The following is a 12,246-nucleotide window of genomic DNA, read 5'->3' on the forward strand; positions in this document are numbered from 1 at the left end:
ACTCCCCTTTTTTGTTTTTTATGTGCGTTGGTTCCTACAGCTTAACTCTGCCATTGCCTGCTATTTGATCTGCTGTTTCCTGCTGCTCCTTCGGCTGCTTTGCCTGGGCCGGCTTTACTTTCTGCCAAACCATAATGCCGATAAGCAGGGCAATACCTACCAGGTCCCACATAAATGTCGGCTCCACCAGAAGGAAGGCGCTGACAAAAAGAATGAGACGTTGTACTATACTAGCTCTGGTCAATAACCAGCCCTGCAGGCCGGCTGCCAGAGCGATAACACCAATAGTTGCTGTGATCGCGGCGAGAATACTTGCCGAGTAGCTGGCGCCGTCAAACAACAGCACCGGATTAAAGAGGAAGAAGAACGGAATGATAAAGCCTGTGATTCCGATCCTCACCGCCGTCAGCGATACTTTGTTCGGTGACGCGTTGGCTATGCCGGCTGCGGCATAGGATGCAAGCGCCACAGGTGGTGTGATATTCGATAGAGCGGCGAAGAAGAAGGCAAACATATGCGCTACTAGTACCGACGCACCCAGTTCCACAAGAAGCGGAGCTGAAACGGTTGCTACGATAATGTACGCGGCTGTTGCCGGTACGCCCATTCCCATGATGATGCTGATAACCATCGTGAATAGACCGGCGATCAACAGGCTGTCCCCTGCAAGGTTTAGTATGTTATTTCCTACAACCAGGCCGAGGCTTGTAAGAGTAACCGTTCCTACAATGATACCGACGATTGCAGTGGCAATACCTACTGCGACAGCTGCCTTACAGCCGTCTTCAATCGATTGGATAATCAATTTCAAGCTCATTCTGGTCGATTTTCTTAATGCACTTACCAGAATGGTCGCAAATAGGGCAAATACCGCAGCATACGTTGGCGTCGTCCCGATAACGAGCAGGTACACTAATACTGCCAGCGGAACTATCAGATGCCCTTTGCTTTTTAATACGCCAATCGCAGAAGGGATGTTTTCTTTATTGATCCCGGACAACCCGAGATTTTTCGCTTCAAAGTGAACAACCATAAATACCGTTACGAAATACAGCAGCGCCGGGATAACGGCGGCAAGCATGATCGTGGTATAAGGTACGCCGATAAACTCTGCCATAATAAAACCGGCAGCCCCCATAACAGGCGGTGCGAACAATCCCCCGGTAGAAGCAACCGCTTCAACTGCTCCGGCGAAATGCTTCTTATAGCCTGTTTTTTTCATTAACGGAATGGTCACGGTACCGGTCGTTACGACGTTTCCGATCGCACTTCCGTTTACCATGCCCATCAAACCGCTTCCGAGTACAGCTACTTTGGCCGGTCCGCCGGCGGTGCTTCCCGCTACGGTAAGGGCCAGGTTGTTAACAAAATCAGTAAATCCACTGTTTTTCAGAAAGGCTCCAAACAGTACGAACATAAAAACGAATGTGGTAAACACGCCGAGTGCAATACCGAAGATTCCCTGGGCACCCCAGAACATGGTGTCGATCGTTCTCGTTATCGTGAAGCCGCCGTGGCTGAATGTGCCCGGCATGTATGGTCCTAAGAAAATATAAGAGAGGAAAACCGCTGCGATAATCGAAAGTGTGTTACCAACAACCCGTCTGCTCGCTTCGAACAGAAACAGCGTTCCGACGGCCCCCATAATAAAGTTCCAGTCCGTGCGGTGGAAGCCTCCCCATTCTCTGGCAAACGTTTCATAAATAGAGACGAAATAGATGATGGCGCTTACAGAACCGATAATACAAATGAAGTCCCAGATCGTGGGCAGTCTTCTCGTGCCTCCGCTTTTCTTTGAAGCAGGAAACAATAGAAAAGCCATCAGGAAAAGAAATCCAAGGGTATACGCCCGGAGAATAAGCGCCTCCATGGCCCCGAAGCTGTTATAATATATCAGCATGAAGGCCCAGACAATACAGATAGCTGTAATAACCCACTTCATAAAGCCGGTATAGCTTCTCATTTTTCCTTCTTCGTCGAGTATTCGCTTCTGCTCCTGCTGCTCTTCTTCCGGCGTCGCTGTGCTTGTATCACTCATATTCATGTCCCCCTTTCGATTATGATTTTTTTATTTTATTCGAACGGCCATGCCGGCAGTGTTTTACGCAGCGGCTTGTCTTCGTTGTAGCCTAATGCGTAGCGTGCCTGCATCACTGTATGAATTTCCCGTGTGCCTTCATAAATCACCGGTGCTTTGGAGTTTCGCAGGTATCTCTCTACCGGATATTCGTTGGAATAGCCGTATGCTCCGAATATCTGCACCGCGTCGTTGGCGGCTTCGTTGGCAAAATTACAGGCCTGCCATTTGGCCATCGATGTTTCGCGGGTGTTGCGTTTGCCTTCGTTTTTCAGGCTACCTGCTTTAAATACGAGCGCGCGTCCCATCTGCAGGCCGGCTTCCATGTTCGCAATCATCTGCTGCACGAGCTGATGCTTGCCGATTTCTTTGCCGAATGTTTTCCGGTCATGGCAGTAGTTCACGCTTGCTTCAAGCGATGCCATAAGAAGGCCGCATGCGCCGGCTGCTACGGTGAAACGCCCGTTGTCGAGAGCACTCATCGCAATCTTGAACCCTTCGCCTTCTTCACCGATCAGGTTTTCTTTTGGTACTTTAATGTCTTCAAAGAAGATTTCACCGGTGTTTCCGGCACGGATACCGAGTTTTCCTTTAATTGCTTTGGACGAAAAACCTTCCATGTTCCGGTCAATGATGAAGGCCGATAATCCTCTGTGGCCGGCACTTTTGTCGGTGTAGGCAAATACGAGAAAGTTATCTGCATAATCGCAGAGGGAAATCCACGTTTTGGATCCGTTTAAAATGTAGGAGTCCCCGTCTTTAACGGCAGTGGAGTTCATCGCCGCCACGTCCGATCCCGCATTTGGTTCGGTTAAGCCGAAAGCGGCAATTTTTTCGCCTTTAGCCTGCGGCGTAAGTATTCTTTCTTTCTGTTCTTCTGTCCCCCACTGAAGAAGGGTCATGCTGTTTAACCCGGTATGCACCGATACGGCGGTCCGGTAGGCGGTGTCTCCGCGTTCCAGCTCTTCACAGGCAATTGCCAGCGTATTGTAGTCCATCCCGCTGCCGCCGTATTTTTCCGGAATGCAGATACCCATCATGCCGAGACCGGAAAGCTTTTCCAGAATAGCCGGCTGAAACTCTCCTTTTTCATCCCACTGCTGAATGTTGGGGATAATCTCTTTATCAACGAAGTCCCGAAGCATGTTCTTTACCATTACCTGTTCGTCTGAGTAGTTAAAATTCATCAAATCGCTCCCCGTAATTGTATTGTTAAAGCGCTTACATATTATAAGTAAAAGAAAACGCCAGTCTTCGCCTAATTCTTCCATGCAGAATACATCATGCAAGAAGACTGAGCGGACTGGCGTTTGGATCCGAGATTCATTTCCGGCAAAAGAAACGAGTCGGAACTTAACAATCCATAATCGTCTTTAATAGTTACAATGATAGTCAATACAGCTTAATATGTCAATACGATTTTAAATATTCATTCATTTATAAATTGAACATTGGATCCAATCCGCTGTCTACTGGTACTTCGGCACCGGTCCGGCTTCCATTAAAAGTTCGACGAGATGTACGGCCCGCTGCCCGGTGTCCGCCCGTTCGGCTCCGACTTTCATCTGCAGCAGGCAGCCCGGGTTGGTCGTGACGATCGTAGACGCCCTGGTGCGCCCGGCATCACTCATTTTCACGTCCAGAATTTTCATGGACGATTCATGCTGGACGAGGTTATACACTCCGGCCGATCCGCAGCAGAAATTCGGATCGGTCATCTCCTCGAGCTCGATGCCGGGAATCGCCTCCATGAGTATCCGCGGTGCTTCTGTCACGCGCTGCACATTCGTCATGTGACATGACGGCTGATAGGTAATGCATTCCTCCACCGGTTTGGTAAAGCGCAGGCTGTCCAATTCCACGAGTACCTGGGTGATGTCTTTTACTTTCTTTGTGAAGGCAAGGGCGCGCTCGTGCCAGGCACTGCCCTCTTCAAAGAGATGACCGTACTGAACCATCTGCGCGCCGCAGCCGCCGGCATTGTTCACCACATAATCCACATCCACCGATTCCAGCATAAGAATATTCTGTTTGGCCAGTTCCACCGCTTTATCGTGACGCCCCGAATGGGCGTGCAGCGCACCACAGCACGTCTGCTCATCAGGGACGACGACGCTCGCTCCGGCCGCAGCCAGCAGCTCCATCGACTGTTCGTTAATGGTGAAAAACATACTGTCCATCACACAGCCGGTAAAAAACGCGACACGCGCTTTCTCGGTCTGCCCCGCGGCCCGGAATACCGGACGCGCGCTGCGTTCTTTCGGAGACGGCTGGGCGGGCAGCACCTTTTCAAACTCCCCCATCGCAAGCGGCGCCAGCGTGGAAAGGCGCAGCATCTGTGCCGCTTTCTGAAGGCCGGTTTTCTGGTACAGCCAGGTGAGGTTGCCGACCGTATTCATCCCGCCTGCGGAAGGAATCAGCGTATCGAGCAGGGAATGCTCCAGTGTCCGCTGCAGCACCGGCTTTTGTTTGTTTTCTTCAATCACCCGCTTTGCACCTTCGAGCATCTGGTCATACTGCACGTTGGTCGGACAGACGGGCATGCACGCCATACAGCCGAGGCATTTGCCGACCGGTTCTTCCAGTTCCTCGAGGCCGATCTTTCCTTCCGCCGCCAGCTTCATGAGCTGAATCCGGCCGCGCGGTGAATGCTTTTCGGTTTCCATCGTTTCGTAGGTTGGGCAGGCGGGCAGGCAGTAGCCGCACTGCACGCAGTCAAAGGACTTCTCGTAGTTCATTCTTTCTTTCAGCGTACCGGGATTACTCATCGGTCAGCACCAGCCTCTGCCCGGGTTCGGCAAATATTTTGCCTGGATTCATAATGCCGTTCGGATCCCAGGCGTCTTTAATGCGCCGCATCATATCAACGCCGGTGACGCCGAGCTCCTGTTCCATAAACGAGGACTTCATCGTGCCGATGCCGTGCTCGCCGGAGAGGGTGCCGCCGAGTGCGATCGCTGCTTCGAAAATTTCGCCGACCGCCTGCTCGACCCGCTTCATTTCTTCCTGGTCGCGTTTGTCACAGAGAATGTTCGGATGCAGGTTGCCGTCGCCGGCATGGCCGAATACGACGAGCGAAACGCCGTACTTCTCCCGTATCTCAGCGAGGCGCGCCGTCATTTCCGGGATCCGGCTCCGCGGCACGGTGGCATCCTCCGACACTTTTGTCGGTTTTATTTTTGCAATCGCCGGCGATACCATTTTTCTCGCTTTCCAGATCGCTGCAGCCGCCTGCGGCGTTTTCGGCTCGATCACTTCCAGAGCACCGAGCTTTTTCATAATACCGCTGACCTGCACGGCTTCCACTTCAATGGAAGGCTCGTTGCCGTCGAGTTCAATCATGACGATGGCGGCAGCGTCCGTCGGCAGGCCGGACGGCTGATAGGCTTCCACCGCAAGCGCACAGGCCTGGTCGATAAATTCCATTTTGGCAGGAAGAATGCCGGAGGTGAGCGTTTTCGAAATTGCTTCACCGGCGGTTTCCATCGAGGCAAACGACGCCATAATCGTCTGCACGGCAGGCGGCTTCGGAATCAGCTTTAATGTTGCTGCCGTAATCACGCCAAGTACCCCTTCCGAGCCGACAATAAGCTTCGTAAGGTCAAAACCGGTGACATTTTTGATCGTACTGCCGCCGGTCTGCATGACTTTCCCTTCCGGGGTCACGACTTCGAGTCCAATAACATAATCCTTCGTTACCCCGTACTTCAAGCCGCGCGGACCCCCGGAATTTTCCGCCAGGTTGCCGCCGATTGTGGACACGTGCGCACTGCTTGGATCCGGCGGGTACATCAGGCCGTGCTCCTCCGCTGCCGCATGAATGGCTGCGGTAAGCGTTCCCGGAGACACCCGGGCCGTTAAGTCGCCGGGCGTAATCTCAACCGAAGACGGCCACTGGCTCATATCAAGCACGATGCCCCCTTTAACGGGAAGCGGGCCGCCGCTCAAACACGTTCCCTGCCCGCGCGGGGTGACCGGGACACGGTACGCGTTCGCTGTTTCCATGACCGCGACTACTTCTGTGGTGCTGCGGACCTGCACGACCGCTTCCGGCAGAAACTCCCCGAAGGAGCCGTCGTAGCTGTAGCTGTGCCGGTCCGCCGTGCCGGTCTGGACACTGTTTTTATCAATCCGCTGCTGCAGCGCTTTGATCCATTGAGCTTCCATGATTCGTCCTCCTTCGTCCTTCATCCAGGCGCTTCACGATCTCCTTGCCGATTTCGAGGCTCGCGGTGGCGGCCGGAGATGGTGCGTTGCAGACGTGCAGGCTGTTGCGCCCCGGCACGATATAAAAGTCGTCAACCATTTTCCCGTCTACACTCAGCGCCTGCGCCCGAACGCCGCGCGGTCCCGGAACTAAATCCTCGGCCCGTACCTCGGGCAGAAGCTTCTGCAGATTCTTTACGAACTTCTTTTTGTTTACGGAGCGGATCATTTCGCCGGTTCCTTCTTTTAAATACGGACGGGCCAGCTTCCAGAAGCCTTTGTAAAGCAGTACTTCGGACAGATCCTTCCAGTTAATGTCGCTTTTCTTGTAGCCTTCGCGCTTAAATCCGAGCACGGCGTTCGGCCCGGCATCCACGTTGCCGTCAATCATGCGGGTAAAATGCGCCCCCAAAAACGGAAAGTCCGGATTCGGCACCGGGTAGATTAAGTTGCGCACGAGGTGGCGGCTCGTTTCCACAAACTTGTAGTACTCCCCGCGGAACGGGACAATTTTCACGTCCAGGTGGTAGCCCGCCATTGCTGCAATCCGGTCGCTCTGCAGGCCGGCGCAGTTGATTAAGTACTTTCCTTCGATCCGGCCTTTATCGGTATCGACGGTTACACCGCCTTCGTGTTCAACGATCCCCGTCACAGCCGTGCCGCTTTTCACTTCGGCGCCTTTGGCCTGAACGAGTTCTGCGAGCTTATTGGATACCTGCTTGTAGTTAATAATCCCGGCCGTCGGCACGTGAATCGCTGCGATGCCGTTGACGTGCGGTTCTTTTTCGTGAAGCTCTTCCTGGTTGAGCTTTCTAATATTCAGGCCGTTTTCGAGGCCGCGCTGGTACAAATCTTCCAGAAAAGGCAGTTCCTTTTCTTCGGAGGCGACAATTACCTTGCCGCAGATGTCGACATCAATGCCGTGCTCTTCGGCAAACAGCCGCATCGATTCATTGCCCGATTTGGCGAGTCTTGCTTTTAAACTGCCGGGCTTGTAATAAATGCCGGAGTGAATGACACCGCTGTTGTTTCCGGTCTGGTGCGAGGCGACCTGCTGTTCCTTTTCCAAAATCACAATATGGGCTCCCGGTTTCTGCTGCGTTAACGCGTAGGCCGTCGATAGTCCAACAATGCCTCCGCCGATAATAATATAATCTGCCATGCTGCTTCCTCCTTTAGTGGTCAACTCTTGTATCTCCAAGCTTACGCCGCGCGTTCTCCAGATGGGTCCGCATCGCGGTGCGTGCGGCTTCCGGATCGCGCCTGCAGAACGCTTCGTAAATAACCTGATGCTCTTCGTACACTTCCTCGCGCTTTTCCTGCCTGCCGACGTTCTGCGACAACGAATAATCGAGTGCCTTCTGGAGCAGGCCGCTGACGTTGTTCATCGTCTGTTCCAAAAAGGGATTGCGGGCGGCTTTCAGTATTACGCGGTGAAAGGAAAAGTCGGCCTGCGCGCCTACTTCCTGCTGATCGGCTACGGTTTTGGAAAACTCTTCAAGCGCCTGCTTGAGCTCGTCTTCTTCTGCGGACGTATGGCGGACGGCTGCGAGTGCGGCCGCCTCCACTTCAATTACGCTCCGCATTTCGAGAAGGTCGTGGACTTCTTCCACTTTTACAACGTCATATGGAATCTGCTCAAGCATGTCGACGAGTGGGACGGCATTCACGCGGCTGCCGCCGCCCTGCCTCGATTCCACAATACCGCTTGCCGATAAAATGCTGAGCGCTTCACGGATCGGTGCCCGGCTCACGCCGAACTGGCGGGCAAGCTCCATTTCGGACGGCAGCTTTTCCCCCGCCGGAAAATTCCCGCTTTTGATTTTTTCTTTAATCCGCTCCAGCACCTGGCTGGATACTTTTTTTCGTTCAATCACTGGGTCCATCGGATCGATTCCTTTCTTTTATATAATGAGAAAATCAATCATCTTGTCATGTTGTATGACAAGTTTAGCTGAAATCGTTTCCATTTGGCAAGAAGTTCTTTTACAGAAAACAAAAAGAAACGCCTGCTTCTCCATGTACGAATAGAGAAACAGGCGTTTTATTACGTTTACACGTTGATGGTAGGAAGAAAATCCAAATAGCGCTCTTCCAGCTCCTCGACGAGTAACGGCTTACTAAAGTAAAATCCTTGAATATCTGAACAGAGGTGGGCCTCCAGGTACTCGACCTGCTCTTTCGTTTCTGCCCCTTCCCCTGTGACTTCCAGTTCCAAATAGTGACTCATGGCTATAATGGCCTGGGTGATTTTTTCTGTTTTGTGATCCGTCTCTACGCCCTGCACGAAGGTGCGGTCCAGCTTCAGACGCTGAATAGGGAAATCCTTCAAATACGAAAGGGAACTGTAGCCCATTCCAAAATCGTCTATCGCCAGTGACACCCCTAATGCGCGCAGCTGATGGAGCATTTGAATGGAATGCTCCACATGATCCATCGTCATGCTTTCCGTTACTTCAAGCTCCAGCAAATGCGGCGGCAGCTCATATTTTTCTAAAAGCGTTTCTATATAGGAGACGAGCTCCACCGACTGAAACTGCCTGGCGGATAAATTAACAGAAACGAGAATCGCTGTTCCATTGTCCTGCCAGTGCTTTGCCTGCCTGCAGGCCTGATCGAGAACAAAGGCTCCTAAAGGAATAATCTGGCCGGTTTCCTCGGACAGAGGAATAAATTCATCCGGGAAATCAATCGAACCGTCGCTTCTCCGCCATCTGACCAGCGCCTCTACTCCTACAATCTGCCGGTGCTGACAGCCGATACGCGGCTGGTAGACAAGAAAAAACTCTTCCCGATCGATGCCCCGCTGCAAATCCAGTTCTTCCTGAAGCAGGTCCCGGGAGGCTTCCGCCAGCTGCAGATGAAAAAACGTCACGGTGTTCGGCCTTTTCTTTTTGGAGGCGTACATGGCCAGATCCGCATGTTTCATTAACGTATCCGGGTCCCAGCCATCCTGCGGCGCCAGCGCAATGCCGACACTTGATGAAGTAGAGAGCGAATAGCCGTCTATGAAAAAGGGTGTTCGAAACGCATCGAGAAGGGTTTCCGCCTCCTGCTTCAGGTCTGCCTTTGACGTATACCCGCTGAAAAAGACAGTAAATTCATCTCCCCCGAGCCGGGCGAGAAATCCAGATTCTCCTATTTTATTTTTCAGGCGTTTGGCCACAGCCTGCAGCAGTTTATCTCCTATCGAATGGCCCAGGGAGTCATTAATTACTTTAAACCGATTCAAATCGAGAAAAAACAAAGCATAGTCCTGATCGGTCTGCCGAAACATTTCCTCCAGATGCTTTACAAACGAACGGCGGTTCGGAAGGCCTGTTAATAAATCATGATAGGCAACTTGATAGAGCTGCTGCTCCCCCACGACCTGCTCGGTAATATTACGGGCAATCCCATGAACGCCATCGAGTTCTTCATTTAAGTATAAAGGGATCAGCGTTACGTTGAGGTAGAGCGGCATGCCTTTTGCTATAATCGCCGTATCAAAATTCAGCGCCCGTTTTCCCGTGACAACCTGCCGGAATGACTGAACTGTAGCGGCCGCCATGTCTTCCTGGAACAGCTCCTTCCACGTCGTCACCGGCCACTGTTCGTGAGAAATCCCGGACCATTCCACTCCCGTGTTATTCATTTTTCGAAACGTCCCATCCAAATCCATTGTAAAAATAGCATCCACGCTGTGTGTAAGCAATGATTGGTAGCGCTGCTCATTGTCCGTCAGCTTTACTTCCTGTGAGACAAAACGCCGGTCGTAAAATGCCACAAGAAGGAAAAACCCTTGAATCGCAAATGCCAACAGGCCGATAATGACAGCCATCGTTGTACTGTTGATTTCATTAACAGCCGCTGAATCCGTTTCCATTTGAAAGCTGGCAGCACTCATTCCAATATAATGCGTGCCGCTTATTGCTGTTCCGAGCAGAATCGAACTTACCGCTATTACTGCGTTTTTTCTGCGGGACGGCGGCCAGGCAGGAAACACATAAAAACACCGGAGTGCCACAATCGATGCGCCTACAGATACAATAATGGAAAGCAGCAGAAGCGGAAAATCGTATGTAATAGCGACATAATCCATCGCTTCCATTCCAATATAGTGCATCGCCGCAATCGAGCTCCCCATGCATAAACCGGCAATCAGCAGACGAACGCCTTTCATAGAGGAGGAGACAGAAACGACCCAAAAAGCTATTAAAGAGCCCAGCCAGGCCGCACCAAACGAAATAATCAGCAGCCAGGTATTATATGCAGAAGGTATTCCTATATGTACAGCCATCATTCCAATGAGATGCATCGACCAAATGCCCATCGCCATTACGAGGGACCCGCCAAACAGCCACAGTTTCCGGCGCCCTCCTTTGGAATCGACCATTTGTGCGGATACATGCAGTGCAGCGTAAGAAGCTAATACAGCTACCAGAATGGATATGCCAACCGTTCCTAATTGATACGATTCAATTCCTTCACCCATAAGCTTTGCCCCCCTCCCCAACAGTCCGCTTTGCCTTACATATCAAACGTGTCCTGTGTTTATATATACGTCCTTAGTAAAATAAAATAGACCTCTCTTTATTATGCAGGCATTATCCCGGAATACAACATGATAATTTAACTATACAGTAATTAATACAAAACGAGCAGAGAGGAACTCCTCTCTGCCCGTTTTGTAAGCAGGTTATTCCACCCGGTCCTGCATGATTTCATATATCTTACGGCCCGTGTTCACGTTTCGCACCGTCATCTGCTTGTACCATTTTGTGCCAACTATCCTCGTTAATCCACTTTTGGTTACATCTTTTTTGTCTACAGACCAAAGAATGGCTCCCGGGACATATTTCACTGTATCGACAGCCGGCTTAATAACCAAATGGTCAAGTATAGATGCATCATCCACTTCATCCCATAAAAACATCACATCGCTTTTCATGTTTTTGTCGTTTTTCCATGTGTCCGGAACGGCGTCCATGATCTGCCTGATCTCCTCGATGCTGCGGATGACTACTTTAATGGGTAATCCGAAATCTTTGTACATTGCTTCTTCCAGCACGCGGGACAACTCTGGTTGGGACAGGCTGCGATGTGAAAAAATGACGTTTCCTGTATTAATATAGGTCACCACCTCCTTCATCCCGGCTGTTTCGAACGCCTGCTTCAAAAGCTTCATGTCCACTTTGTTTTTCCCACCTACGTTAATCCCTCTTAGAAGAGCGACATAAATCATGCTTATCCCCCTTTCTTTTTTTAAAAATATCAGCTGTGGTACGCCGTTGAATGGTCGTTTTTTTAATGTGTATTTCATATACATATTATTCGCAGCACATTATCTGACAAACCAATTGCAGGCTTTCTTCTAATCCCATAAGGTAAAGACTATGACTTACAGCTTATCAAAAAGGGGGATGTATCGTGAAATTTCTTATGGCGCTTTACAGATTCTGGACCAAAAAAGAAGCTGCACCCTATGATTCCTTACACACCGCAGAAGCTTACGTCGGCAGCGAAAAATACTGGAAGCCGAAAGGATAACAGGCATACTTACACCAAAGAGATGCATAAATAGAAATTGTTTTTAAAACAACAAAAGAGAAAAAATACGTATTTTTATACAAAAAGCTGTACAGGGGTGCTTTCCGCAGGCCGAGCCTTAAGCTAAAGAGGAAAAGAACGACCTCTTTATCTTCACCGATGGCTGTTCTGCAGGAGTCGCCCCTGTTTCTTTTTCTTCTCTCCTTCTCACCAAAGCATTCATAGAATTCGAGATCATGTATAGGTATACAAGGTGAAATAGTTTCTCGACAATCTGAAAAAGACCGATCTAAATAGATCGGTCTTTTCCAGGCTGTCGAGAAAGTTTTTTTCTCGGCAGTTTTTTTGTGGGCAAAGGGCTGGAATGGTCGTATACTGAAAAGAAAAGGGGCGATCCTAAGATGCTTGGCAAAGCCAAAAACCATCGACGCGAT

Annotated in this window: 9 protein-coding genes; all 9 read right to left on the reverse strand. The window is 50.7% G+C overall.

Going from position 1 to position 12,246, the window contains the following annotated elements; all coding sequences use genetic code 11:
• Positions 1-34: 34 nt before the first annotated feature.
• A complete protein-coding gene (locus AC5W14_RS12655) occupies positions 35-2,038 on the reverse strand; it encodes a TRAP transporter permease (RefSeq protein ID WP_496194627.1) in 2,004 nt (667 codons plus the stop codon).
• A 35-nt stretch (positions 2,039-2,073) separates the two neighbouring features.
• On the reverse strand, positions 2,074-3,264 hold the full coding sequence (locus AC5W14_RS12660) for an acyl-CoA dehydrogenase family protein (RefSeq protein ID WP_496194628.1): 1,191 nt from the start codon (positions 3,262-3,264) through the stop codon (positions 2,074-2,076).
• A gap of 282 nt (positions 3,265-3,546) precedes the next feature.
• Positions 3,547-4,845, reverse strand: a complete 1,299-nt coding sequence (locus AC5W14_RS12665; RefSeq protein WP_496194629.1) for a (Fe-S)-binding protein — start codon at positions 4,843-4,845, stop codon at positions 3,547-3,549.
• Positions 4,838-6,244: an FAD-binding oxidoreductase gene (locus tag AC5W14_RS12670; RefSeq protein WP_496194630.1), complete on the reverse strand. Its 1,407-nt coding sequence runs from the start codon at positions 6,242-6,244 to the stop codon at positions 4,838-4,840. Before AC5W14_RS12670 ends, AC5W14_RS12665 begins: the two co-directional genes overlap by 8 nt.
• Positions 6,204-7,445 carry an L-2-hydroxyglutarate oxidase gene (gene lhgO / locus AC5W14_RS12675; RefSeq protein ID WP_496194631.1) on the reverse strand — a complete coding sequence of 414 codons (1,242 nt, stop codon included), beginning with the start codon at positions 7,443-7,445 and terminating at the stop codon, positions 6,204-6,206. The genes AC5W14_RS12670 and lhgO overlap by 41 nt, the downstream gene beginning before the upstream one ends.
• A gap of 13 nt (positions 7,446-7,458) precedes the next feature.
• Positions 7,459-8,169: a FadR/GntR family transcriptional regulator gene (locus AC5W14_RS12680; protein WP_496057721.1), complete on the reverse strand. Its 711-nt coding sequence runs from the start codon at positions 8,167-8,169 to the stop codon at positions 7,459-7,461.
• Positions 8,170-8,336: 167 nt separating this feature from the next.
• Entirely contained in the window at positions 8,337-10,757 is a 2,421-nt protein-coding gene (locus AC5W14_RS12685) for a bifunctional diguanylate cyclase/phosphodiesterase (RefSeq protein WP_496194632.1), read from the reverse strand.
• A 204-nt stretch (positions 10,758-10,961) separates the two neighbouring features.
• On the reverse strand, positions 10,962-11,507 hold the full coding sequence (locus tag AC5W14_RS12690; protein ID WP_496194633.1) for a DUF1697 domain-containing protein: 546 nt from the start codon (positions 11,505-11,507) through the stop codon (positions 10,962-10,964).
• A 265-nt stretch (positions 11,508-11,772) separates the two neighbouring features.
• Positions 11,773-12,246: hypothetical protein (locus AC5W14_RS12695; protein ID WP_496194634.1), on the reverse strand; the 474-nt coding region annotated here is incomplete at its 5' end.

This window comes from Sinobaca sp. TMA16-18 (genome assembly GCF_059510535.1).